The sequence below is a fragment of the Serratia sp. PL7 genome, assembly GCF_945957435.1.
Map to the genome: position 1 here is coordinate 140,040 of NZ_CAMFLB010000002.1, position 23,440 is coordinate 163,479.

Consider the following 23,440-nt stretch of genomic DNA (forward strand, 5'->3'; position numbering starts at 1 on the left):
AATAGCAAAATTGTGATGGGTCTTCACGCCCTGCTCTTCGCTTGTTGCTTGTAGCGGTCAAAAATCACCGCGGCCAGCAGGATCACGCCGCGCACCACATACTGCGAGAACGGCGAGATATTCAGCAGGTTCATGGCGTTCTCCACCGTGCCCAGGATCAGGATCCCAGCGATAACGTAGGAAATTTTGCCTATGCCCCCTTTGAGTGAAACGCCCCCCAGCACGCAGGCTGAGATCACGATCAGCTCATAGCCGATTGAAGTCATCGGCTGGCCGCTGGTCATACGCGAAGCCAAAATAATGCCCGCAGCGGCGGATACCAGCCCGGAAAGCACAAAGATGATGATCTTGGTGCGCACTACTGGCACCCCGGCCAGCCGAGCTGCCTCCTCGTTGCCACCAATAGCCAGTGTATTGCGGCCAAAGGTGGTTTTATTGAGCAGGAAACCAAACAGGATCAGGCAGCCTATGGTGATCCAAATCGGGGCGGGCAGCCCCAACCAGTTGGCATAACCGAGCGCAAAGAAACGCTCATCTTCGATCCCCACCGCTTTCCCATCGGAAATAATATAGGCCAGACCGCGGAAGATCTGCATGGTAGCCAAGGTGGTGATCAGCGCGTTAATCTTCAGCCGGGCGATCACAAAACCATTGATCAGCCCAGAAAGCACGCCCAACAGCAAACCGGCAGCCACGCCGATCCACAGGCTCTCGGTCATGTTGATGACCACCGCCGCGGTGACACCTGCACAGGCGATAACCGACGCCACCGACAGGTCAAAATCACCTGAGGCGAGACAAAACAGCATGCCGCACGCCACCATCCCGGACATGGAGATCGCCAGACCCAGGCCCTTCATATTGATAAAGCTGCCGAAATTCGGCACAAACACGACGCAGGCAACAAACAGCACGGCGAATACCACCAGCATGCCATAGCTGTCCCAGATACGCGCCAACCCAAGGCCACCGCGGTTTTTCACAGAATTGGTTGTCATGCTCGACATCTCTTGCTCCTTCGCAATCAGGCCATCGCCGCTGCAATATCGGGGGTACGTAACATCGCCAGGCTGAGGGCTTTTTCCTCAGTGGCCTCGCTATGGGTCAACTCGCCAGAAATCGCCCCTTCACGCATCACGATGATGCGATCCGCCAGCCCCAGCACTTCGGGCAAATCGCTGGAAGCGAACAGCACCGCAATGCCCTGCTGCGCCAGTTGATAAATCACGTGGTAGATTTCGTGTTTTGCGCCAACGTCAATGCCGCGTGTCGGCTCATCCAGCAGGATCACCTTCATCTCTTCCGACAGCCAGCGGCCCAGGATCGCCTTCTGTTGGTTGCCACCGGAGAGGTTCATGATCAGTTGTTCTGCCGTTGGGGTTTTGATATTCAGCGCGCGGATATGGTGATCGGCATTGCTGGTTTCCCAGGCGTTATCGATCAGGCAGCCCGCCTTGATGCTTTTGCGGCGAGCGCTGATGTTGATATTGTCACGTACCGAGTGCACCGGAATGATGCCGTCGGCCTTACGATCTTCCGGGCACAACATCACGCCCGCGCGAATAGCGTCGATAGGTGAACGGACATCGAGCCGCTTGCCATCGAGCATCAATTGGCCCGCAGTTACCCGCGTAGCGCCAAAAATCCCTTTCATCAGTTCGCTGCGCCCTGCGCCCACCAGACCAAACAGGCCAACAATTTCGCCAGCGCGAACGTTAAAGCTGATAGGCGTTTTCACCCCGGCGGCCTGCAAATCGGTAAGCTGCAACCGCACTTCTCCCAGCTCGCGTGGCTGATAGCCATAAACATCGCCAAGATCGCGCCCCACCATCGCTTGCACCAGCACTTCATTGTTTACCTGCTGCATATCGTCGAAGGTGCGCACATAGCGGCCATCCTTAAACACGGTGATGGCATCACTCAGCGCAAAGATTTCCTCCATCCGGTGCGAGACATACAGGATCACCCTGCCTTCGGCGCGCAGCTCGCGGATCACTCGGAACAGTTGCTCAATTTCACGTGCCGACAGCGAACTGGTCGGCTCATCAAACGCAATCACTTTGGCGTTACGCGCTAGAGCCTTGGCAATCTCCACCATCTGCCACTGGCCAATCGACAGGTACTTCAACGGAGTATCCGGATCGATGTCCAACCCGAGGTGTTCCAACTGTAAGCGGGACTCATAACGCAGCAGTTTGCGATCCACCAGGCCATGTTTGGTCGGCAACTGCCCCAGGTAGATGTTCTCTGCCACGGTCATTTCCGGTACCAGATGCAGTTCTTGGTAGATAATCGCCACCCCGGCGTTCAACGCGTCGGTGGTATTGGCAAACTGCACCGCTTGCCCCTGGAGGTGGATCTCCCCTTTGCTTGGGGCATAATTGCCGCTGAGAATTTTCAGCAGCGTCGATTTCCCGGCGCCGTTTTCCCCCATTAGCGCGTGGATCTGCCCGGCCTGACAGCTGAAACTGATATCATCCAGCGCTTTGACGCCAGGGAAGCTTTTACCGATGCCTTTGAAAGCCAGATAGGGCGTGACGGCAGTCATAGTGCTTTCCTCAATGCTGTGCGATAAATGGCCGCCCACTTGATGCAGGCGGCACACCCCTTACATCAAACCTTTTTTCTGCAGTTCCACCTGGAAGTTGTCGCGGGTGATCAGCACCACGTCGGTCACTTCGGTAAATTTCTCTGGTTCTACGCCTTTCTCTACCCAGTCATGCAGCATCTGAATGCTCTTGTAGCCATGAATATCCGGGCTTGGCAGCAGTGAGCCGTAGAAGCCGGTAGCCTGTTTCTTGGAAAGCTCGCTTACCGCATCAACGCCGTTGATACCAATGCCGATCACGTTAGGCGCTTTAAAACCCTGGCCTTCAGTGGCACGCACGCCCCCCAGCACGGTGTTGTCGTTCATCCCGACGATCAGCCAGTTTTTCACTTCCGGATGCTGCACCAGCATCGAGTTGGCGGCATCGAATGCCCCTGGGATATCGTTGGATTTGGTCGGTACCTTGTAGATTTGCTGTTGTGGGAAACCGGCAGTTTTCAATGCGTCCATAGAGCCACCGGTACGGCGGCGCGCGGTGTCCAGTTCATCGGAGGTGATCGCCATTACGCCGGTCTCTGCCACTTTCCAGCCACGCTTGTTCATCTCTTTCCACAGCTCTTCGCCTTGGCGCTCACCTATCTTGGTGGCCGCCATCATCACTAGCGGTACGCTCTCCATCGGTTTGCCTTTGGCATTAACAAACTGGTCGTCAACCGCGATCACTTTCAGGTCATAGCTGCGCGCCTTGGCGACAATCGCCGAGCCGAGCTTCGGGTCTGGGGTGCAGATGACAAACCCCTTGGCCCCGCTGGCCGCCAGGCTGTCGATGGCATTGAGGGTTTTCTCGCCGTCCGGCACGGCAATCTTGATCACTTCAAACCCCAGGTCCTTACCCGCCTTGTCGGCAAATTTCCATTCGGTCTGGAACCAGGGCTCTTCCGGCTGTTTAACCAAAAAACCCAGTTTCATGGTCTCTGCGACAGCCGAATGTGACATAACCGCCGTCAGACCGATAACTGCCAACGCCTTAGTGAATTTATGCATGGTACTCTCCGCTGTTTTGCTTTCATCGGCAGAAAAACCGGGTCACCGTGAAAACGTTATCATTATGAGATCCTGTCACGGCAATGGCCTTATATCTCGCTTCTTGCCGTCGACTCAGGTAAGACGCAAACAGTTTTAGCCGGTATTTGTTAGCTAAATGTAGAGCGCTATCACATCCCGAGATAACAGCAGATATGTGCATACATTTAGCAAATTTAACCAAGTGATAACTTTTGACCCCCATCACAAAATCACTGTAGCAAGCAGAAAAGTGCATACTTCCAGCCAATGCTTCCTCACCTGCCTCCCCGTCCCGCTCCTATCGTTAACCTCAACCTAACAAGTAAGGAGTCCGCATCATGACGGCAGGTGCTATTGCCCTGGGATTAGACTTCGGCAGCGATTCAGTGCGGGTACTGGCTGTCGACTGTCAAAACGGCAACGAACTGGATACCGAGGTGGTCTACTACCCTCGCTGGCAGCGTGGTGACTTTTGTAACGCCGCGCAGAACCAGTTCCGCCACCATCCACTCGACTATATCGAAGCCATGGAGCAAGCCGTCGTCGCCGTGGTACAGCGCATGAGCCAGGAACAGCGGCAGGCCGTGGTCGGGATTGGGGTTGATTCCACCGGCTCCACTCCCGCACCGATTGATGAACAGGGCGACGTATTGGCGTTGCGGCCGGAGTTTGCCAGCAATCCCAACGCCATGTTTGTACTGTGGAAAGACCACACCGCCATCGAGGAGGCGGAGGCGATTAACCAACTGTGCCGCCGCGGAGATTTCCCCGACTATTCACGCTATATCGGCGGCGTTTACTCCTCTGAGTGGTTCTGGGCCAAGATCTTGCACGTTTCACGCCAGGATGAGGCGGTACGCCATGCCGCCGCCTCTTGGGTAGAACTGTGCGACTGGGTACCGGCACTGCTTTCTGGCACTACCGCACCGGATCGGTTAAAGCGCGGGCGTTGCAGCGTAGGGCATAAAACGTTATGGCATCCCGACTGGGACGGTCTGCCACCTAAAGCCTTCTTTGCGGCCTTGGATCCGTTGCTGGTGGAAGATCTGCCCTATCCACTGTTCAACGATTCCTACACTGCCGATTTGCCGGTGGGGACGCTGAGCAAAGAGTGGGCCACACGGCTTGGGCTGTCAGAAAGCGTGGTGCTTTCTGGTGGTGCCTTTGACTGTCACATGGGGGCCGTGGGGGCCGGAGCGCAGCCTTATACGCTGGTGAAAGTAATTGGCACGTCGACCTGCGACATTCTGATCGCCGATCGTGAGCGCGTGGGCGATCGTGCCATCAGCGGCATCTGCGGCCAGGTGGACGGCAGCGTAGTGCCGCAAACCATCGGCATGGAGGCCGGGCAATCTGCTTTTGGTGATATGTACGCCTGGTTCAGCCGCCTGCTGAGCTGGCCACTGCGTGAAGCCGCCAGGACGCAACCGCAACTCCAGACACAGCTGCAACAAATCGAGCATGACATGCTGGCCGCCCTGACCGCCGCCTGGGCCAAAAACCCGTCGCTAGACCATCTGCCCGTCGTATTGGACTGGTTCAATGGCCGCCGCACCCCCTACGCTAACCAGCGTCTTAAAGGAGTGATCACCGATCTCAACCTTGGTACCGATGCGCCCACGCTGTTTGGTGGCTTTATTGCCGCAACCGCTTTTGGCGCTCGTGCCATCATGGAGTGCTTCGAACAGCAAGACATTCCCGTCGATAACGTGCTGGCTTTAGGCGGCATTGCCCGCAAGTCACCGGTAATTATGCAGGTTTGCGCTGATGTGATGGATCGCCCGCTACAGATTGTCGCCTCCGACCAATGCTGCGCGCTGGGTGCGGCCATCTTCGCTGCCGTGGCCGCCGGGCATTTCAGTGACGTTCCGCAAGCTCAGCAGCATATGGCTTGCAGCATTGAACGCACTTTGCAGCCCGATCCTGCTAACGTCGTTCGCTACCAACAACTTTATGAACGCTATCAACAGTGGTGCCAGGCCGCAGAGCCGCGGTTTGCCGTGACAACCAAAAATTAATACGCCGGGGCAGACCCCACCGGCTCAATAAAACCTCTAGATCCAGGAGTTTTTGATGAACATCTTTAAACAACGTGAAGTGTGGTTCGTGATCGGCAGCCAGCATCTCTATGGCCCCAACACCTTGCAACAGGTGATGAAAAACGCCGAGCAGGTCGTGAACAGCCTGAACCGTGACGCAGGTTTACCGGTGAAAATGGTGCTGAAACCGCTGGTCACCACGCCGGACGAAATCACCACCGTCTGCCGTGATGCCAACTATCACCAGGACTGCGTCGGCATCATCACCTGGCTGCACACCTTCTCACCGGCCAAAATGTGGATTGCCGGCCTGTCTATCCTCGATAAACCGCTGCTCCAGTTCCATACCCAATTTAATGCCGAAGTTCCGTGGGACAGCATGGATATGGACTTTATGAACCTGAACCAGACCGCCCACGGTGGCCGTGAGTTCGGGTTTATCGGTGCTCGTATGCGCCAGCAGCACAGCGTGATCGCGGGCCACTGGCAGGACAAAAATGCCCAGCAGCGTATCGCTCAATGGATGCGTGTTGCCTGCGCCAAACAGGAAAGCCAACAGCTTAAGGTGGCGCGTTTTGGTGACAACATGCGCCAGGTCGCCGTGACCGATGGCGATAAAGTGGCCGCACAGATCCAGTTTGGTTATTCCGTGGACGCTTATGGCATCGGTGATTTGGTCAGCGTGATCGATGAAGTGAGCAAGGGCGATATCGATGCGCTGATCGAAGAGTACGAAGCCAGCTATGAGTTGAGTGACGTGGCTAAAGTTAACGGCGCCAAACGGCAGAACCTGATCGATGCTGCCGCTATCGAACTGGGTATGAAGCGTTTCCTCGAACAGGGCAAGTTCCACGCTTTCACCACCAACTTTGAAACGCTGCACGGCATGAAGCAGTTGCCAGGTTTAGCGGTACAGCGCCTGATGCAACAAGGTTACGGTTTTGCCGGTGAGGGCGACTGGAAAACCGCGGCGCTGCTGCGCATTATGAAAGTGATGGGCAACGGCTTAAACGGCGGCACCTCGTTTATGGAGGATTACACCTACAACTTCCAGCCGGGCAACGATCTGGTGGTGGGGTCCCATATGCTGGAAGTCTGCCCTTCCATCGCCAAAGAGCACAAGCCCCTGCTGGATATTCAATATCTGGGCATCGGTGGCAAGGCCGATCCGGCCCGCCTGATCTTCTCTACCCCGGCAGGCCCGGCGGTGAACGCCAGCCTGATCGATATGGGCGATCGTTTCCGCCTGCTGGTCAATCAGGTGGATACCATTGAGCAGCCTAAACCGTTACCTAAACTGCCGGTGGCACGGGCGATCTGGCGTGCTCAACCTTCCCTGGCTACAGCGGCGGAAGCCTGGATCCTGGCGGGCGGCGCACACCACACGGTGTTCTCGCAGTCACTGAACGCCGACTACCTGCGCCTGTATGCCGAGATGCACAACATCGAATTCCTGCTGATCGATAACGACACCACCCTGCCAGCGTTCAAGAACGAAATCCGCTGGAATGAAACCTACTACCAAATCAACCGCCGCTAAACGCGCCCGCAAAAACTGCAACCGGTTTCAGAAACCGGTTGCAAACTCATTTCAACTCGACCTAAACTAGACTCAATATTTAACGTATAGAGAGAATAGTTATGTCTGCTTTCCCGAAAGAGTTCCTCTGGGGCGCGGCTAGCGCGGCGTATCAGGTTGAAGGCGCACACGATGCCGACGGCAAAGGCCCATCCATCTGGGATACCTTCTCCCACCTGCCAGGCACCACTTACCAAGGCACTAACGGCGACGTTGCCGTCGATCACTATCACCGCTTCCGTGAGGACGTGGCGCTGATGGCCGAAATGGGGATGCAGAGCTACCGGTTCTCAATCTCCTGGCCGCGCCTGCTGCCACAGGGCCGAGGCACCATCAATGAGGCCGGGGTCAAATTCTACAGCGATCTGATCGATGCCCTGTTGGAACACAATATTGAGCCGATGATCACCCTATACCACTGGGATCTGCCTCAGGCATTGCAAGATGAAGGTGGTTGGGAAGCTCGCAGCACTGCTGAGGCTTTTGAAGAGTATGCACGCCTGTGTTACCAGCGTTACGGCGATCGCGTCAAACTCTGGTCTACCTTCAATGAAACCGTGTGCTTTATCGGCTTCGGTTACATCACCGGCGGCCACCCACCGGGCGTACAGAACCCGGCGCGCGCTATCCAGGCCTGCCACCACGTCTTTGTGGCCCACGCCAAAGCGGTGGCTGCATTCCGCACCAGCGGCATTGCCGGTCAAATCGGCTTCGTCAACGTGTTGCAAACCCATACCCCACTCAGCCAGTCTGCGGAAGATCTGGCGGCCTATCAGTTGGCCGAAGGGATCTTTACCCACTGGCTGTACGATCCGGTGCTGAAAGGGGAATATCCGGCTGAACTGCTGGCGCAGACTCAGGCGCTGTGGGGCGTACCGCAATTCGCACCAGGTGATGAGCAACTGCTGCGCGACAATGTCTGTGACTTTATTGGCCTGAACTATTACAAGCGTGAAACCATCGCGGCCAATAATCAAGAGTCACATCTGACCATCAACACCACCGGTGAGAAAGGCAGCGGCCACCAGCAAGGTAACGAATTCGGCTTTAAGGGGCTGTTCAAGTTCGTCCGCAATCCGAACGGCGTGTATACCGATTGGGACTGGGAGATTTATCCGCAGGGCCTTACCGAAGGCATCATGAATATCAAGGCGCGTTACGGTGATATTCCTATCTACATCACCGAGAACGGTCTCGGAGCCAAAGATCCGATTATCGATGGTGAGGTGGTGGATGACGATCGTATCGACTATCTGCGCCAGCACATTGGTGCCATTGAAGACGCCATCAAACAGGGCGCCGACGTGCGCGGCTATTACCCATGGTCGTTTATCGATCTGCTGAGCTGGCTCAACGGCTTCCAGAAGCAGTACGGCTTTATCTACGTTGACCACAACAAGGATCTGGCGCGCCAGCGTAAGAAGAGCTTCTTCTGGTACCAGAAACTGATCGCCAGCAACGGTGCGGAACGTTAACTGCCGCTAAGTGGGCGCAGCATGCAGCGCCCCGACAATGAGAACCGGCTGAGGTTTGTAAGCCATGTCATGCCAGTCAGCGCAATCTGACTGGCATTTTGTCGTTGGTGCCGCCTTCTCCTCGCGCATTAGCACATATTTGAGTAAGCTATGCGGCTTACTTCGTTGGGATACCACTCAGGATCTCGTATGACCCAAGCTGAATATTCGCGCATTGGCGGTTGGCTGCTAGCCCCGATGGCCTATCTGATCGTTACCCTGCTCAGCGCCAGCCTGATGTTGGCCCTGTACGGTATGGCCATTTTTATGCCCGAATCACGCGAGTATCTGAGCACCAATGCTCAGGCCTTCTCCACGCAGTGGTATCTATCGGTGATCACCACGCTGGTAATGTGGTGCTTTACGCTGTACCTGCTGTGGCTGTTCTGCCAACGTTCACAACGTTTTCCAAAGCTGTTTCTGGTCTGGCTGCTGATCACCGTGCTATTGGCGATCAAGGCGTTCGCCTTTGCCCCCGTGCCCGATGAACTGGCCGTGCGTAGCCTGCTATGGCCGTTGGTGATGGCCGCCCTGCTGGTGCCCTATTTTAAGCGTTCCCAGCGCGTGAAAGGCACCTTCACCGAGAAGTAACCACGGCAAGGCACGATTTGATCGCCCTGCTGTGTAAATTTTCAACAAAACGAGCAAAAAAGCGCAATACCCTTGCGATTAGTATGTTGTCGTTACGCCGCCGATTACCGATAATAGGCGGCTTTTATTTTTTTAGGCATTGCAATGACCGAATACCTGCTCTTGTTTGTTGGCACCGTACTGGTGAACAACTTTGTCCTGGTGAAATTCCTGGGCCTGTGCCCCTTTATGGGCGTTTCCAAGAAACTGGAAAGTGCCATCGGCATGGGCATGGCCACCACATTCGTGATGACGCTGGCCTCGGTCTGCGCCTGGCTAATCAACAGCTTTATCCTGATCCCGTTAGATCTGGTTTATCTGCGCACCCTGTCCTTTATTCTGGTGATCGCCGTCGTAGTGCAATTCACCGAAATGGTGGTGCGTAAAACCAGCCCGGCGCTCTATCGCCTGCTGGGGATTTTCCTCCCGCTGATCACCACCAACTGCGCAGTGTTAGGCGTGGCGTTGCTCAACGTCAACCTTGGCTACAACTTCCTGCAGTCTGCGGTTTATGGCTTTAGCGCCGCCGCAGGCTTCTCATTGGTGATGGTACTGTTTGCCGCCATCCGTGAACGCCTGGCGGTTGCCGATGTGCCCGCGCCGTTTCGCGGTTCCTCCATCGCCTTGATCACCGCTGGCCTGATGTCTCTGGCCTTTATGGGCTTTACCGGGCTGGTGAGATTCTAATGACTGCGTTGTGGATTGCGGTGGCGGCATTAAGCGCTCTGGGGCTGCTGTTTGGCCTGGTGCTGGGCTTTGCCGCGCGCCGCTTTGAAGTGGAAGAAGATCCGGTTGCCGAACAGATCGACGAAATTTTGCCGCAGAGCCAATGTGGCCAATGCGGTTATCCTGGCTGTCGCCCCTATGCCGAAGCGGTTGCCAATGGCGAGATGATCAACAAATGCGCCCCGGGTGGCGAGCAGGTGATGCTCAAGCTGGCCGAATTACTGAACGTTGAGCCACAACCGCTGGACGGCGGTGCTGCCGTGGCCGAACCGGTACGTAAGGTCGCCTTTATTGACGAAGCCAACTGCATCGGCTGCACCAAGTGCATTCAGGCCTGCCCGGTGGACGCCATCGTGGGCGCCACCCGCGCCATGCACACGGTCATTACCGATCTCTGTACCGGCTGTGATCTGTGCGTTGCCCCCTGTCCAACCGACTGTATTGAAATGAAACCGGTCGCCACTACGACCGCCAGCTGGAAATGGGATATGCAAACCATTCCAGTGCAAGTGATCCCCGTGGAGCAACATGTTTAATCTGTTCGCCGCTTTGAAAAAAGATCGGATTTGGGATTTTGACGGTGGCATTCATCCACCCGAAATGAAGACCCAGTCCAGCGGTGTGCCACTGCGCGTGGCTCCCCTGCCTGATATTTTTATCGTCCCCTTGCAACAGCATCTGGGGCCAGAAGGCGAGCTGTGTGTCAAAACCGGTGACCGCGTACTGAAAGGCCAACCGCTGACCTTTGGCCGTGGCCGCACCTTGCCGGTACATGCGCCAACCTCCGGCACCATCCGCGCCATTGAGCCTCACGTTACCGCCCACCCTTCAGGGCTGGCGGAACTGTGCGTGATTATCGATCCAGACGGTGAAGATCGCTGGTGCGAACTGACGCCGGTCGCCGATTACCGCCAACTGGATGCGGTAGAGCTGATCCAACGTATTCATCAGGCCGGGATTGCCGGTCTGGGGGGCGCAGGTTTCCCAACGGCCAGTAAGCTGCAAGGCGGCCGCGAAGAGGTGGAAACCCTCATCCTCAACGCTGCGGAATGCGAACCCTACATCACCGCCGACGATCGGTTGATGCAGGAACAGGCCGCTCAGATTATCGAAGGCACCCAGATCCTGCGCCACCTGCTACAACCCAAGGTGACGCTGATCGGTATCGAAGATAACAAGCCGGAAGCCATCGCCGCTCTGAAAGCCGCTTTACGCGGGCAGGATGGGATCGCCCTGCGGGTGATCCCCACCAAATACCCTTCCGGCGGTGCCAAGCAGTTAACCAAAATTCTGACGGGCAAAGAAGTGCCTCACGGCAAGCGTTCGTCCACCATCGGCGTGCTGATGCAGAACGTGGGCACCGCCTTTGCCATCAAGCGGGCGATTGTCGATGGCGAACCGTTGATTGAGCGCGTCGTCACCTTAACCGGTGAGGCCATGAGCCGACCTGGCAACGTCTGGGCGCGCCTCGGCACGCCAGTGCAACACCTGCTGGCCTTTGGCGGCTATCGTCCGCAATCCCAGCAGATGGTGGTGATGGGCGGCCCACTGATGGGCTTTACGCTGCCAACGTTAGACGTGCCGATCGTCAAAATCAGCAACTGCTTGCTGGCCCCGACGGTTGACGAAATGGCCGTACAAGAACCAGAGCAGTCCTGTATCCGCTGTGGGTTGTGCGTTGATGCCTGCCCTGCTGGGCTGTTGCCGCAACAGCTTTACTGGTTCAGCCGTGGCGAAGAGCACGAGAAGGCGCGTAAGCACAATCTGTTCGACTGTATCGAATGTGGTGCCTGTGCCTACGTCTGCCCCAGCAATATTCCGCTGGTGCAATATTATCGCCAAGAGAAGGCTGAGATTAACGCGTTGGATCAGGAAGCGGCACGAACCGCCGAGGCCAAAGCACGCTATGAAGCTAAGCTGGCTCGTTTAGAGCGAGAGAAACTGGCACGCGAAGAGCGCCATAAAAAGGCTGCGGTGAAACTGACCGACAGCGATCAGGATGCCGTTCAGGCGGCGCTGGCTCGCGTGCGCAGTAAAAACAGTGAGGCTGCTGGCATTGCTATCACCGGCCAGGAGCCGGATAACAGCGCTGCCATTGCTGCACGCGAAGCACGTAAGGCCCAGGCCAGAGAACGTAAGCTCGAGCAAGCAAGCGAAATGCCTGCAGCAGCGGTACAAGACGACGATCCACGTAAAGCGGCCGTGGCTGCAGCATTGGCACGAGTCAAAGCCAAGAAAGCGGCGCAGGCGCAAGACGCAGAGAGCGTGGCGGAAACGGTAACTTCAGAGGATCCGCGTAAGGCTGCGGTAGCGGCAGCATTAGCCCGCGTGAAGGCGAAAAAGGCGGCGCAGCAGGCCGAGCTTTCACAACCGCAAGTGGACGAGGAGCCTATCCCTACGGCTGAACCGGAGGATCCGCGCAAGGCTGCCGTTGCCGCCGCGCTGGCCCGAGTCAAAGCCAAAAAGGCGGCGCAGCAAGCTGAGCTTTCACAACCGCAAGTGGACGAAGAACCCATCTCTACGGCTGAACCGGAGGATCCGCGCAAGGCCGCCGTTGCCGCCGCGCTGGCCCGAGTCAAAGCCAAAAAGGCGGCGCAGCAAGCTGAGCTTTCACAACCGCAAGTGGACGAAGAACCCATCCCTACGGCCGAACCGGAGGATCCGCGCAAGGCTGCCGTTGCCGCCGCGCTGGCCCGAGTCAAGGCCAAAAAAGCCGCACAGCAGCTAGCGATGGTAGATAAAGAGTAAACGCCATGGGGTCTTGCCGAACGCAAGGCCCCACTTAATCAATAGAAATCAGGTAGGTGTAATTGACATCGATCTGCCGCAGTTTGGCATCCTGGTTCCACGCCTTAGCTTCTATCACCTCCATCTCTACGCTTCCGCGTACTTCATTACGCAGCCCCGGCATCACATGCGAGATCAGGTAAAAGATAAATTTCACGCACTCTTTGGCCGTCCCCTGATGGGTAATCGCGATGTACTCACGCGCTGGCAAGCGAATATCTTCAATCTTGTGACCAGAAAGGATGTCCTTCTTGAATTCCGGCTCCACCGCCATGGTATGCGTGACCGAACACTCGCCTTCGCCGCGCTCATTGTCAGAATGGATGCTGTAAACCTTGTGGCACTCCATATTCAGCCCTTTGAAGAAGTCATTAAAGATTTCCCCCTTCATGGCGATACAGGACGAAATTGCCATCTCTTGGGCTGTATCAAATTCCATCTCACGCGTAAAACCGACCAGGTGCGTATCCGGCAACGTCAGCCGTTGTATCTCAGGATAAAAACCTGCCTCATACACGGCTTCGAAGTCGAAGCGCGGCATCAGGCTCTTCACGTCCCATTTCTCCATGGTACGGTAGCGGTTTGGCGTAATGCCAAAACGTTGCTTAAACATCCGGGTAAAGGTCTGCTGTGAATCAAAGCCCAATTCATCGGAGATATCGATAATCGTACGGTTGCTGATACGCAGCGCGACCGCCGCACGGGTAAGAATGCGTGAGCGAATATAGGTGGCGAGCTGGATACCGGTGATACGCTTGAACTTACGCTGCAGGTGCCACTTGGAGTAACCGGATATACGCGCAACTTCGTCCAGATTTGGCCGAGTCTCCAGATGAATTTCGACCCATTCAATCAGCTCTTCAATAAATAAAATATCTTCATTAGTCATTATTAGTTGTTCGCTACTTCAAAAATGCTCAGGATAGTAACCTACGTTAATTATATGAAAGTTGTTATTCCGTGCGCAAAGCAGTCCAAAAATAGCAGCTCGATCATCAGTATGACAACCCATACTGCACGTTTTACATCCAGCCTGGCTTTTCCTTACCGCAAAAGCTGAATATCCTTATGATTAGCACGTATTACCCAGCATATGATTGAGGTAGAATGCAGCGCTGTAATTTCCCCCGGTGCCCGCACCGTGAATGCACTGATTAACATGGCAAAGAAATGGTAGTTATTCTATGAAGTTCAGGCCGGTACAACAGGCAGCCCCCAAGGGCTTACACATCGCCAGCTCTCCGTTTACCCATAACCAGCAAAGCACCAGCCGTATCATGCTTTGGGTTATGCTGGCCTGCATTCCTGGCATGGCTGCACAGGTGTGGTTCTTTGGCTATGGCAACCTTATTCAGACCGCGCTGGCCATGGTGACCGCCCTCGGGGCCGAGGCCGCCATTCTTGCGCTACGTAAACAGCCAGTCAAGGCACGGCTGGCAGATAATTCCGCCCTGCTCACTGCGCTGTTGCTGGGCATTAGCCTGCCACCGCTGGCTCCCTGGTGGATGATCGTTATCGGCACCTTTTTCGCCATTGTGATCGCTAAACAGCTATACGGTGGACTGGGGCAAAACCCTTTCAACCCGGCCATGGTGGGTTACGTGGTGCTGTTAATCTCCTTCCCGGTACAGATGACCAGTTGGCTCCCCCCGGAAGAACTGCGTGCTACCGCCCTGACCCTGCCCGATACCCTGCTAGCTATTTTCAGCGGCCACACCGCCCAGGGAGCCACTCTGCACGAATTGCAGATGGGCGTTGATGGCATCAGCCAGGCCACGCCATTAGACGGCTTTAAAACCGGCCTACGCAGCGGCCACTCGGTGGAACAGGTACTCCAGCAACCACTGTTCGGCGGCACCCTGGCCGGCATCGGCTGGCAGTGGATTAACCTGGGCTTCCTGCTCGGCGGCCTGTTTATGCTGGGCCGTAAGCTGATCCACTGGCAAATCCCGTTCAGCATGTTGGCCGTCATTGCCCTGTGCTCAGGAGTAGCCTGGACGTTAGATCCCGCCCATCAGGCTTCCCCGCTGATCCACCTGTTTTCCGGGGCCACTATGCTCGGGGCTTTCTTTATTGCCACCGACCCGGTCAGTGCCTCTACCACGCCCAAAGGGCGGCTGATATACGGCGGCCTGGTTGGCTTGCTGGTCTGGCTGATCCGCGTATATGGCGGTTATCCCGACGGGGTAGCCTTTGCCGTACTGCTAGCCAACATTACCGTACCGTTGATCGATCACTACACGCAGCCACGCGTGTATGGCCACCGTTGAGGAGTCAATATGCTTAATTCCATGAGAAAGCATGGCACCACACTGGCCGTGTTTGCCGCGGTCACCACAGGCCTGACCGCCGTGGTGTACCAGTTAACCAAAACGACCATTGCCCACCAGGCCGCGTTGCAACAAAAAGCGCTGCTGGACCAGGTCGTCCCGCCGGAACATTATGACAACGATATGCAGAGCGAATGCCTGCTGGTCAGCGATCCGGCGTTAGGCAACGGCGCGCCGCACCCTCTGTATCTGGCCCGCAAGAATGGTCAACTGGTGGCCGCCGCGTTGGAAACGACCGCGCCAGACGGTTATTCTGGGGCGATCCAACTGCTGGTCGGGGCCGATTTTAACGGCACGGTATTGGGAACCCGCGTGATAGAACATCACGAAACGCCCGGGCTAGGCGACAAAATCGAATTACGTATCACCGACTGGATCACCTTCTTCAGCGGTAAAAAGATCGACGGCCCGGATGACAAACGTTGGGCAGTGAAGAAAGACGGCGGGATGTTTGATCAGTTCACTGGGGCCACCATTACCCCGCGAGCCGTGGTCAACGCCGTGCGTCGTACAGCGTTGTTTATGGAGACGCTGCCGCCTAAACTGGATACCTTGCCTGCCTGCGGAGCCAGCGAATGAGTGAAGCCAAAGAGTTAATCGTACAGGGGTTGTGGAAAAACAACTCTGCGTTAGTCCAATTATTGGGGCTGTGTCCGCTGCTGGCGGTAACGTCAACTGCCACCAACGCCTTGGGGCTTGGGCTAGCCACCACGCTGGTGCTGACCATTACCAACGGTTCCATTTCCTCCCTGCGCCGTTGGATCCCGAGCGAGGTCCGCATTCCCATTTATGTGATGATCATTGCTGCCGCAGTGAGTATCGTGCAAATGCTGATCAACGCCTACGCTTTTGGCCTGTATCAATCGTTGGGGATATTTATCCCGCTGATCGTCACCAACTGCATCGTGGTGGGCCGGGCTGAAGCAGTAGCGGCGCGAAAACCGGTAGGACTGGCCTTGATCGACGGTATGGCCATCGGCCTTGGTGCCACCAGCGCCATGTTTGTGCTGGGCTCACTACGCGAGCTGATTGGTAACGGTACGCTATTTGATGGCGCTGACCTGCTGCTGGGCAGTTGGGCCAAGGTGCTGCGCATTGAGATTGTCCATTTCGACACCCCTTTCCTGCTGGCCATGCTGCCACCGGGTGCCTTTATCGGTCTGGGGTTGATGCTGGCAACCAAATATCTGATTGACGAAAAAATGAAGGCGCGTAAAGCCAAGGCTTTGACAGTTGAACCTAACATGGAACAGGGACACGTAGAGAAAGCGCTATGAATAAAGAGAAACGCCTGGAGATCCTGACCCGCTTGCGGGATAACGACCCGCATCCGACCACCGAGCTGGTGTATACCACCCCTTTTGAGCTGTTGATTTCCGTGCTGCTCTCCGCTCAGGCAACCGACGTTAGCGTTAACAAGGCCACGGCCAAGCTCTATCCGGTTGCCAACACGCCAGCGGCCATGCTGGCGTTAGGGGTAGACGGCGTCAAAGAGTACATCAAAACCATCGGCCTGTTTAACAGCAAAGCCGAGAACGTGATTAAAACCTGCCGTATCCTGCTGGAAAAGCATGACGGTGAAGTACCGGAAGATCGCGCGGCACTCGAAGCCCTGCCCGGCGTGGGGCGCAAAACGGCCAATGTGGTGTTGAACACGGCCTTCGCTTGGCCAACCATTGCTGTTGATACCCATATCTTCCGCGTCTGTAACCGCACCCACTTCGCCCCAGGGAAAAACGTGGAGCAGGTAGAGGAAAAGCTGCTGAAAGTGGTTCCCGCCGAGTTTAAAGTCGACTGCCATCACTGGTTTATCCTGCATGGTCGCTATACCTGTATCGCCCGTAAACCGCGCTGTGGTTCATGCATTATCGAAGACCTGTGCGAGTTTAAAGAGAAGGTCTATCCGCTAAACTGAGCCTGCCGGGCACGGCGATCCGTGTCCGCGACTCTTCCCTCCGGTTTTTTATCAAAAATGTGACTTCAAGCAGCATTAACCTTGGTGGAACCCGGGATTACCCTACAAACTCGCTGTTTCAGATATTTTCAACCGCAAAATTAGTCAAAAATTGTGGTTAACCTCACGTCTTGACGATCACATCTCATTTACAAACCTCACTACCGATCCGTTCATTTTCAGATATTTTGCATAACCCAATTTATGCACAACAAACCAAGGCCTAATCAATCATGTGCATTGGTATGGACTGGATATGGATTAAATAGCAGAAGATATAACTAAATTAATTCAGGATAGCTTTTAATCAAAACAAAAACTCGGCAAATTTAATAATCGCAAACGTTAATACTGCATAACATTTGCAACATAGTTGCATAGCGTTGTCTATGTTATATGTAACAGAACATGTCAAAAAGCTTGCCACGTTGACAAAGATAGTGAACATTAACCGCCGGCATTCATCCTATAACAATGCAGAAGTGTGCGGCCCTGCATCACATTCTGCTATTTCCCGTCCTGACAATACGGGTAGTGAAAAAACCAGAGGTACCAGTGTCAACTGCAAACAACAATTCTTCGGAAAACATTAGCCTTAACGCGTTTAAGCAACCTAAGGCCTTCTACCTGATCTTCTCGATTGAACTCTGGGAACGTTTCGGCTACTACGGTCTGCAAGGCATCATGGCGGTCTATCTGGTCAAGATGCTTGGCCTGAGTGAAGCCGACTCGATTACGCTGTTCTCCTCATTCAGCGCGCTGGTGTACGGTTTCGTGGCCATTGGCGGCTGGTTGGGTGATAAAGTTCTTGGCTCCAAGCGGGTGATCGTCTTGGGGGCCATCGTGCTGGCCGCCGGTTACGCCATGGTGGCCTATTCTGGTCATGATATCTTCTGGGTTTACCTGGGGATGGCCACCATCGCCGTGGGTAGCGGTCTGTTTAAAGCCAACCCTTCTTCCCTGCTGTCTACCTGCTATGAGAAAGACGATCCGCGTTTGGACGGTGCATTTACCATGTACTATATGTCCGTCAACATCGGCTCATTCTTCTCCATGCTGGCAACCCCATGGCTAGCGGCCAAATATGGCTGGAGCGTCGCCTTCTCACTGAGCGTGGTGGGGATGCTGATCACCCTGGTCAACTTTATGATGTGCCACGGCTGGGTTAAGCAATACGGTTCAAAACCTGACTTTAAGCCCCTGCAGGTCAAAAAACTGCTGATGGTGATCGTTGGTGTAGTGGCGTTGATCGCCATTTCCAGCTGGTTGCTGCACAACCAGATTATCGCGCGCTGGGCACTGGCTATCATCTCTGTGGGTATCGTCATCGTGTTCGCCAAGGAAACCTTCGCCTTACACGGCGCCGCACGTCGTAAAATGATCGTGGCCTTCCTGCTGATGCTCGAAGCAGTAGTGTTCTTCGTGTTGTACAGCCAAATGCCAACCTCACTGAACTTCTTTGCTATCCACAACGTTGAGCACAATATTCTAGGGATCGCTTTTGAGCCAGAGCAGTATCAGGCACTGAACCCGTTCTGGATCATGATGGCCAGCCCTATTCTCGCAGCGCTGTATAACAAGATGGGCGATCGTCTGCCAATGCCGCACAAGTTTGCCTTCGGCATGATCCTGTGTTCCGGGGCGTTCCTGGTGCTGCCGTGGGGCGCAAGCTTCGCCAACGACCAGGGCATCGTGTCCGTTAACTGGCTAATCTTGAGCTATGCGCTGCAGAGTATCGGTGAGTTGATGATCTCTGGTCTGGGCTTGGCCATGGTCGCCCAGTTGGTACCACAGCGCCTGATGGGCTTTATCATGGGTTCCTGGTTCCTGACCACCGCCGCCGCCGCGCTGATCGCCGGTAAGGTCGCGGGTCTGACCGCCGTCCCAAGCGACATCAACGATGCGCATGCTTCTTTGGCTATCTATAGCCACGTGTTTATGCAGATTGGTATCGCTACGGCGGTGATCGCCGTACTGATGATGCTGACCGCACCGAAGCTGTACCGCATGACGCTGGATACCGCAGAAGATACGGCAGCAAAAGCGAAAGCTGCTGCACTGTAATCTCTGCTGTAACCTGATCTCAAAAACGCCGGAGCCTAGCTTCGGCGTTTTTTTATGATGTGACCCGTCCTGAGTAGCGTTGACACGTTTTCGACTTAGCACGTCAAAATTCACTGCTGCGATTAAATCCGGTTTAAACCCGTGGGTAATGGATCAAGTCGTGAATACGTACCGGCTCCGCGCTGGCATTATGATACGCATGTGGGCAATCCGCCCGGAAACGCATGGCTTCGCCGCTGGCAAGGCTATGCCACTCGCCGTTAATCGCCAGTTCAAGTTGGCCACTGATGACAATGACATGTTCAATCACGCCCGGCTCATGAGCCGAGGATTCACTGAGCGCGCCAGGAGCCAAGTCGATCACAAACATATCAAAACCCAGTTGGCGGTCGAATGGGAAAAGCGGCACCACACGCAGATCGGCATTGTCTTGATGGAAGATGGGCAACTCACCATGTCGATGCAGCATAGCCGCCGGCTGCAGCGGCGCCGTTTCCAGAAAGGCAGAGAAAGCCACGTTAAACCCGGTAGCAATTTTCCATAAGGTCGCCACCGTTGGGCTGGATTCACCCCGTTCGATCTGCCCCAGCATCGCCTTGCTGACGCCCGTATTTTCGGCAGCCTGATTAAGGCTCCAACCGCGTTGCGTACGTAATGACTTCAGCGTTTGCGCCAAATGGCTGGCAAGATCCTGCATAACTATTCTCCTGAAAAACCTGCGGTGATTATAGCCTCTTGTGCGCTATAACGCACGATGCTATGCTCCGTCAATTCGACCGTTATAACGCACACTACTCGGGAGCGGTTATGCGTCTAGCACTCTCATTACGTGATATCTCCTTTTCTGCCATCGTTGCCGGTTTTGTCGCCGTGCTGGTAGGCTACACCAGTTCTGCAGCGATTATCTTTCAGGCCGCTGCAGCTGCGGGTGCCAGCCCGATACAAATTGGCGGCTGGCTGAGCATGCTTGGTCTAGGTATGGGTATCACTTCGTTGGGGCTCTCGCTCTATTACCGTACGCCAATCCTCACCGCCTGGTCGACGCCCGGTGCCGCGTTGCTGGTCACCAGTTTGCCTGGAACCCCGCTCAATGAGGCCATCGGGGTATTTATTTTTGCCAGCGGGCTGATCCTGCTGTGTGGTGTCACCGGCCTGTTTGCCAGGTTGATGAACCATATCCCGCAGGCCATATCGGCAGCGATGCTGGCCGGAATATTGCTCCGCTTCGGGTTGGATGCCTTTGCTTCCTTGCAGATCAATTTTTCACTCAGCGCCGGTATGTGCCTGGTGTATCTGTTCACCCGCCGCTATCTGCCGCGTTACGGGATCGTTCTAACGTTGCTTGCTGGGCTGATCATCGCAGCGTTACAGGGTAACATCCATTTCACCCAACAAACGCTGTCCTTCGCCAAGCCGGAATTTATCGCTCCGCACTTCACGCTGTCGACATTGCTGGGCATAGGTATTCCTTTCTTTGTCGTGACGATGGCCTCGCAGAACGCGCCTGGCATCGCCACTCTCAAGGCTGGCGGGTATGACGTCCCCACTTCACCATTAATCAGTTGGACCGCCCTGACGGCTCTGGTGCTGGCGCCCTTCGGCGGCTTCACGGTGTGTATTGCGGCCATCACCGCCGCCATTTGCATGGGGCCGGACGTTCATCCCGATCCCAAGCGCCGTTATATGGCTGCCGTGGCCGCCGGTGGCTTTTATCTGTTAGCGGGGGTGTTCGGTGGTACCATCGGCATGCTGTTCAGCGCGCTGCCGGTAACCTTGATCCATACCATCGCAGGGCTGGCGTTATTAGGCACCATTGCCGGTAGTTTGCAACGCGCACTCCAGGATGATAAACAGCGGGATGCTGCGGTGATCACCTTTCTGATCACCGCTTCCGGGCTGACGTTGTTAAACGTGGGGGCTGCGTTCTGGGGGTTGATTGGCGGCGTGCTGGCTTACGCTATTTTCTCATTACCACGGCGCAAAATGCCTTGAATCTCGCTATTGGCTCTCGACGGTTGGCAGGATAAATCCGTTATCGCCCTGCGGCAGCGCGATACCCAGGGCACGCGCTGCCAGTTCTGCCACGCGGAAATCGATATCCGCTTGCTCACCATCCTCCAAAAACCAGGCTGCGGAAAGTCCCGCCCAGGCGAGGATCCACTGCAGCAGGCGACAACGTTCCAATCCAGCCAGCGAGCAAACCTGTTCAACACGACGATGGAAGATATCGGGGTCGGTGGCGACACCGTAATTGGGATTGCAGAAGATATTGGCGTAATCAAATCCACGCTCGCCATACAGACGCTTGGGATCGATCACTAACCAGCCGCGTTCGGCAAAATCCAGCACGTTGTCATGGTGAATATCTCCATGTAACACTCCCTGATCCCGTGGGCTGGTCAGCAGCTCTGCTGCCGCGGTGGCACTCAAGCGCAGCATTCCTCCATGGGCCTGCGCTGCAGGCCATAAGGCATTAAACCACTGATGCAAGGGGATCAATTCGGGGTAAGGTTCATCTCGTGGCGCATGCAATCGGGCAATGACCTGACACAGAATAGCGGTTGCCCGTTGGTCTTCACCGTTGCGTACCAGCTGTGACAATGACGACGGCCCCATGGCCCTTTCCAGTAAAATGCCGTCATCATGCCAGGCCAACACCCGCGCAGCACCTTCCCCACGCCACCAGCACATCAGCAACCCGCCAAATTTTTCTTCCTGTTCGCGGGCAATTTTCAGCATTGCGGGCATCATTTGATAGCGTACCGGCATCAACAGGCTGCTGTGGGTTTCAAACGCTGGACCGTCTGGCTCAAGTTGCCAACGTTGCAGATAAGGAATAAATGCCTGGTTGATCACCCTTATGCACCCTTATTGCGGAAATGACTGCCTGAGATGATAGTATTACCAGGCAGCATCCTGCAAAAATTTCGGCTGCACGCGCTAATGAGTGCGTGCTCTTGGTCATCTCCTGGGGTCATCATGTCATTACTCAAACGTACCAACTATACAAAATTACCTAAGCCGGGTGGGCCCTATGTGCACGCGGTACGCCACGCCGATACGCTGTACGTCTCTGGCCTGACCGCCTTTGCCACCGAAGCCCAAGGGCAAACGGTACAAGACCAGGCTCGCGCCATACTGGAACAGCTTGCGGCCGTTGCTGCCAGCGAGGGCACCAATCTTAAATCACTGATCAAGATCACCGTTTTTCTGACCGATATAACCGACCTGGCGGCCATCCGTGACGTTCTGTTCGACTATCTGGACGGTGCGCTTCCTGCCAGTTCTCTGGTTGCCGTCAGCGCCCTGTTTTCGCCAGATCTCAACGTCGAGATCGAAGCCATTTTGGCACTGTAAATCAGGGGCGCTATAATGCGCCCTCATCCAGTTCACAAGGCCCAATCTTAAACCAGGCCTTGGCGATCTTACCCTGCTCAATCTCATAGATGGCAATGACGTCCATCTTCCCGCGTCCCTGTGGAAAATTGCGCGTGACCACCTCTTGGTCGATCACCAAATTCTCTACCACCATACGTTTGATACGCTCACCGTAAAGGCTAGGCTCTTGGAAGCGGGCAATATGACGCTCACGAATTTCTCCTTTACCACGGGCAAGCAACGTATCCGGATGCTGATAATACAGCGCATCGTCGGCCCAGCAGGCCATAAAAGCGTCGATATCACGGGCATTGTAGGCATCAAGCTGCTGTTGCACGATCTCTTCTGGGCGTACTGTTTTGCTGTTCATCATAATCCCCTGCATAACGTTGAATCGAGGTTAAAGCTCGACGATTTCATCCACCTGATGGTGAAACACGTAAGGATCGGAGATCAGCGCGAAGGCTTCATCATCCGGATAAGTTACCGCTACCTGATAGGCTTCACCGGCGAAACACTTGATGGCCTCCAGTGAGGTCCAATAGGTTGCCAGAAAGAAATGTGCATAGTCTCCCTGCACCTCTTGCCTGACAAAAGCCCCACGGTTGCCCGCAATCTCTTTAGCATGCTTGACGCCTGTGACATGCAAATGATCGGCAAATCCTTGCCGATGTTGTAGCGGCACGCAGCCGTGCCAGGTTCTGACAATCATCGCCACTCACTGAATATAAAACCGGAAATAGTGAATAAATAACCTATCATGTTTTTGGCCGATTTCAATCCGTCAGCGCATGATTTTTAAACCGATGCAGAAAGTGACATAACA

22 protein-coding genes are annotated in these 23,440 nt (G+C 55.2%); 14 read left to right on the forward strand and 8 right to left on the reverse strand.

The features are described from left to right. Window positions 1–23: 23 nt before the first annotated feature. The 3 genes from araH to N6G83_RS15070 are packed head-to-tail and all read right to left on the reverse strand — an operon-like array spanning window position 24 to window position 3,592. Window positions 24–1,007, reverse strand: a complete 984-nt coding sequence (araH, locus tag N6G83_RS15060) for an L-arabinose ABC transporter permease AraH (RefSeq protein WP_024529939.1) — start codon at window positions 1,005–1,007, stop codon at window positions 24–26. 17 nt (window positions 1,008–1,024) lie between these two features. After that, a complete protein-coding gene (gene araG / locus N6G83_RS15065; RefSeq protein ID WP_211136321.1) occupies window positions 1,025–2,548 on the reverse strand; it encodes an L-arabinose ABC transporter ATP-binding protein AraG in 1,524 nt (507 codons plus the stop codon). 60 nt (window positions 2,549–2,608) lie between these two features. After that, window positions 2,609–3,592, reverse strand: a complete 984-nt coding sequence (locus N6G83_RS15070; RefSeq protein WP_024529937.1) for an arabinose ABC transporter substrate-binding protein — start codon at window positions 3,590–3,592, stop codon at window positions 2,609–2,611. Window positions 3,593–3,951: 359 nt separating this feature from the next. On the opposite strand from N6G83_RS15070, the gene N6G83_RS15075 reads away from it, so the two are divergent. From N6G83_RS15075 to rsxC, 7 genes are all read left to right on the forward strand, one after another. Continuing rightward, on the forward strand, window positions 3,952–5,631 hold the full coding sequence (locus N6G83_RS15075) for a ribulokinase (RefSeq protein ID WP_211136320.1): 1,680 nt from the start codon (window positions 3,952–3,954) through the stop codon (window positions 5,629–5,631). Between the two features lie 55 nt (window positions 5,632–5,686). Beyond that, a complete protein-coding gene (gene araA, locus N6G83_RS15080; protein ID WP_211136319.1) occupies window positions 5,687–7,192 on the forward strand; it encodes an L-arabinose isomerase in 1,506 nt (501 codons plus the stop codon). A 101-nt stretch (window positions 7,193–7,293) separates the two neighbouring features. Then, complete coding sequence (locus N6G83_RS15085; RefSeq protein ID WP_211136318.1) at window positions 7,294–8,706, forward strand: glycoside hydrolase family 1 protein; 1,413 nt, start codon at window positions 7,294–7,296, stop codon at window positions 8,704–8,706. A gap of 189 nt (window positions 8,707–8,895) precedes the next feature. Continuing rightward, the gene (locus N6G83_RS15090; protein ID WP_024529933.1) at window positions 8,896–9,336 is read left to right on the forward strand and encodes a DUF2569 domain-containing protein; all 441 of its coding nucleotides are present in this window, start codon (window positions 8,896–8,898) and stop codon (window positions 9,334–9,336) included. A 144-nt stretch (window positions 9,337–9,480) separates the two neighbouring features. Then, on the forward strand, window positions 9,481–10,062 hold the full coding sequence (gene rsxA, locus N6G83_RS15095) for an electron transport complex subunit RsxA (RefSeq protein WP_021178056.1): 582 nt from the start codon (window positions 9,481–9,483) through the stop codon (window positions 10,060–10,062). After that, window positions 10,062–10,637 (forward strand): electron transport complex subunit RsxB, encoded by a 576-nt coding sequence (gene rsxB, locus N6G83_RS15100; RefSeq protein WP_021804523.1) that lies wholly within the window; start codon window positions 10,062–10,064, stop codon window positions 10,635–10,637. The genes rsxA and rsxB overlap by 1 nt, the downstream gene beginning before the upstream one ends. Then, window positions 10,630–12,849: an electron transport complex subunit RsxC gene (rsxC, locus tag N6G83_RS15105; RefSeq protein ID WP_260523987.1), complete on the forward strand. Its 2,220-nt coding sequence runs from the start codon at window positions 10,630–10,632 to the stop codon at window positions 12,847–12,849. The genes rsxB and rsxC overlap by 8 nt, the downstream gene beginning before the upstream one ends. Window positions 12,850–12,883: 34 nt before the next feature. On the opposite strand, the gene N6G83_RS15110 is transcribed toward rsxC, so the two are convergent. Continuing rightward, on the reverse strand, window positions 12,884–13,777 hold the full coding sequence (locus N6G83_RS15110) for a helix-turn-helix domain-containing protein (protein ID WP_211136316.1): 894 nt from the start codon (window positions 13,775–13,777) through the stop codon (window positions 12,884–12,886). Window positions 13,778–14,072: 295 nt separating this feature from the next. Here N6G83_RS15110 and rsxD point away from each other — a divergent pair, with 295 nt between their 5' ends. From rsxD to dtpA, 5 genes are all read left to right on the forward strand, one after another. After that, on the forward strand, window positions 14,073–15,158 hold the full coding sequence (gene rsxD, locus N6G83_RS15115; protein ID WP_024529928.1) for an electron transport complex subunit RsxD: 1,086 nt from the start codon (window positions 14,073–14,075) through the stop codon (window positions 15,156–15,158). A 9-nt stretch (window positions 15,159–15,167) separates the two neighbouring features. Next, the gene (rsxG, locus tag N6G83_RS15120; protein ID WP_065686131.1) at window positions 15,168–15,797 is read left to right on the forward strand and encodes an electron transport complex subunit RsxG; all 630 of its coding nucleotides are present in this window, start codon (window positions 15,168–15,170) and stop codon (window positions 15,795–15,797) included. Beyond that, window positions 15,794–16,495, forward strand: a complete 702-nt coding sequence (locus N6G83_RS15125) for an electron transport complex subunit E (protein ID WP_211136266.1) — start codon at window positions 15,794–15,796, stop codon at window positions 16,493–16,495. The genes rsxG and N6G83_RS15125 overlap by 4 nt, the downstream gene beginning before the upstream one ends. Continuing rightward, window positions 16,492–17,133, forward strand: coding sequence for an endonuclease III (gene nth, locus N6G83_RS15130; RefSeq protein ID WP_211136265.1), 642 nt, complete (start codon window positions 16,492–16,494; stop codon window positions 17,131–17,133). The genes N6G83_RS15125 and nth overlap by 4 nt, the downstream gene beginning before the upstream one ends. Before the next feature lie 594 nt (window positions 17,134–17,727). Then, window positions 17,728–19,236, forward strand: a complete 1,509-nt coding sequence (gene dtpA / locus N6G83_RS15135) for a dipeptide/tripeptide permease DtpA (RefSeq protein ID WP_024486618.1) — start codon at window positions 17,728–17,730, stop codon at window positions 19,234–19,236. Window positions 19,237–19,369: 133 nt separating this feature from the next. Here dtpA and N6G83_RS15140 read toward each other — a convergent pair whose 3' ends face one another. Next, a complete protein-coding gene (locus tag N6G83_RS15140) occupies window positions 19,370–19,933 on the reverse strand; it encodes a helix-turn-helix domain-containing protein (RefSeq protein ID WP_211136264.1) in 564 nt (187 codons plus the stop codon). 110 nt (window positions 19,934–20,043) lie between these two features. On the opposite strand from N6G83_RS15140, the gene N6G83_RS15145 reads away from it, so the two are divergent. Next, window positions 20,044–21,228, forward strand: a complete 1,185-nt coding sequence (locus tag N6G83_RS15145; RefSeq protein ID WP_024529923.1) for a benzoate/H(+) symporter BenE family transporter — start codon at window positions 20,044–20,046, stop codon at window positions 21,226–21,228. A gap of 6 nt (window positions 21,229–21,234) precedes the next feature. Here the strand turns inward: N6G83_RS15145 and N6G83_RS15150 are convergent, their stop codons facing one another. Next, entirely contained in the window at window positions 21,235–22,089 is an 855-nt protein-coding gene (locus N6G83_RS15150) for an aminoglycoside phosphotransferase family protein (RefSeq protein ID WP_024529922.1), read from the reverse strand. A 126-nt stretch (window positions 22,090–22,215) separates the two neighbouring features. Here N6G83_RS15150 and N6G83_RS15155 point away from each other — a divergent pair, with 126 nt between their 5' ends. Beyond that, window positions 22,216–22,593 (forward strand): RidA family protein, encoded by a 378-nt coding sequence (locus tag N6G83_RS15155; protein ID WP_024529921.1) that lies wholly within the window; start codon window positions 22,216–22,218, stop codon window positions 22,591–22,593. Between the two features lie 10 nt (window positions 22,594–22,603). Here the strand turns inward: N6G83_RS15155 and N6G83_RS15160 are convergent, their stop codons facing one another. Further along, entirely contained in the window at window positions 22,604–22,984 is a 381-nt protein-coding gene (locus N6G83_RS15160; RefSeq protein ID WP_024529920.1) for a nuclear transport factor 2 family protein, read from the reverse strand. A gap of 30 nt (window positions 22,985–23,014) precedes the next feature. Then, a complete protein-coding gene (locus N6G83_RS15165) occupies window positions 23,015–23,326 on the reverse strand; it encodes a hypothetical protein (RefSeq protein ID WP_071683635.1) in 312 nt (103 codons plus the stop codon). Window positions 23,327–23,440 lie beyond the last annotated feature (114 nt).

Bases quoted from the DNA above. Each gene is read 5' to 3' on its own strand.
- N6G83_RS15075 (WP_211136320.1), top strand. From the start codon at position 3,952: ATGACGGCAGGTGCTATTGCCCTGGGATTAGACTTCGGCAGCGATTCA.
- N6G83_RS15070 (WP_024529937.1), bottom strand. From the start codon at position 3,592: ATGCATAAATTCACTAAGGCGTTGGCAGTTATCGGTCTGACGGCGGTT.
- N6G83_RS15160 (WP_024529920.1), bottom strand. From the start codon at position 22,984: ATGAACAGCAAAACAGTACGCCCAGAAGAGATCGTGCAACAGCAGCTT.
- N6G83_RS15110 (WP_211136316.1), bottom strand. From the start codon at position 13,777: ATGACTAATGAAGATATTTTATTTATTGAAGAGCTGATTGAATGGGTC.
- N6G83_RS15155 (WP_024529921.1), top strand. From the start codon at position 22,216: ATGTCATTACTCAAACGTACCAACTATACAAAATTACCTAAGCCGGGT.
- rsxD (WP_024529928.1), top strand. From the start codon at position 14,073: ATGAAGTTCAGGCCGGTACAACAGGCAGCCCCCAAGGGCTTACACATC.
- rsxC (WP_260523987.1), top strand. From the start codon at position 10,630: ATGTTTAATCTGTTCGCCGCTTTGAAAAAAGATCGGATTTGGGATTTT.
- araA (WP_211136319.1), top strand. From the start codon at position 5,687: ATGAACATCTTTAAACAACGTGAAGTGTGGTTCGTGATCGGCAGCCAG.
- rsxG (WP_065686131.1), top strand. From the start codon at position 15,168: ATGCTTAATTCCATGAGAAAGCATGGCACCACACTGGCCGTGTTTGCC.
- rsxB (WP_021804523.1), top strand. From the start codon at position 10,062: ATGACTGCGTTGTGGATTGCGGTGGCGGCATTAAGCGCTCTGGGGCTG.
- N6G83_RS15125 (WP_211136266.1), top strand. From the start codon at position 15,794: ATGAGTGAAGCCAAAGAGTTAATCGTACAGGGGTTGTGGAAAAACAAC.
- N6G83_RS15140 (WP_211136264.1), bottom strand. From the start codon at position 19,933: ATGCAGGATCTTGCCAGCCATTTGGCGCAAACGCTGAAGTCATTACGT.
- araH (WP_024529939.1), bottom strand. From the start codon at position 1,007: ATGTCGAGCATGACAACCAATTCTGTGAAAAACCGCGGTGGCCTTGGG.
- N6G83_RS15085 (WP_211136318.1), top strand. From the start codon at position 7,294: ATGTCTGCTTTCCCGAAAGAGTTCCTCTGGGGCGCGGCTAGCGCGGCG.
- N6G83_RS15090 (WP_024529933.1), top strand. From the start codon at position 8,896: ATGACCCAAGCTGAATATTCGCGCATTGGCGGTTGGCTGCTAGCCCCG.
- N6G83_RS15145 (WP_024529923.1), top strand. From the start codon at position 20,044: ATGCGTCTAGCACTCTCATTACGTGATATCTCCTTTTCTGCCATCGTT.
- nth (WP_211136265.1), top strand. From the start codon at position 16,492: ATGAATAAAGAGAAACGCCTGGAGATCCTGACCCGCTTGCGGGATAAC.
- araG (WP_211136321.1), bottom strand. From the start codon at position 2,548: ATGACTGCCGTCACGCCCTATCTGGCTTTCAAAGGCATCGGTAAAAGC.
- rsxA (WP_021178056.1), top strand. From the start codon at position 9,481: ATGACCGAATACCTGCTCTTGTTTGTTGGCACCGTACTGGTGAACAAC.
- N6G83_RS15165 (WP_071683635.1), bottom strand. From the start codon at position 23,326: ATGATTGTCAGAACCTGGCACGGCTGCGTGCCGCTACAACATCGGCAA.